Raw genomic sequence first — 252 nt, 5'->3', positions numbered from 1 at the left:
ATGCGCTGCACAAACACAGGCGCCCGCCGAAACTCCCCGGCAATGATGTCCAGGCTGCCCCCCACCCCCACCGCCACCGGCACGTGCAAGGGCCGGATGTGCTCGTCGATGAAGAACTCCTGGGTGGCGCGCCCAGTGCCACAAACAGAATCGCCGGGTGGCTCCTCTCGACCGATGCGAGCACCTCGCGGCGCTCCTCCACATCGTCGAGAAATCCACGCGGTGGGCAACTCGTGCCCGCGACGTTCAACC

Annotated in this window: 1 pseudogene; it reads right to left on the bottom strand. The window is 66.7% G+C overall.

Annotated features, from left to right (window positions below):
* Positions 1–83, bottom strand: a pseudogene (locus tag AC5IJH_RS18470) (WecB/TagA/CpsF family glycosyltransferase); the annotation flags it as partial.
* Positions 84–252: the final 169 nt, after the last annotated feature.

Origin of the sequence: Candidatus Dedyshia acidiphila (assembly GCF_051025295.1) — a bacterium.
In the GTDB taxonomy this organism is placed as follows: domain Bacteria; phylum Acidobacteriota; class Terriglobia; order Terriglobales; family Acidobacteriaceae; genus KBS-83.
The sequence above is the reverse complement of the archived record's forward strand: the minus strand, read 5'-3'. Positions and strand labels throughout refer to the sequence as shown.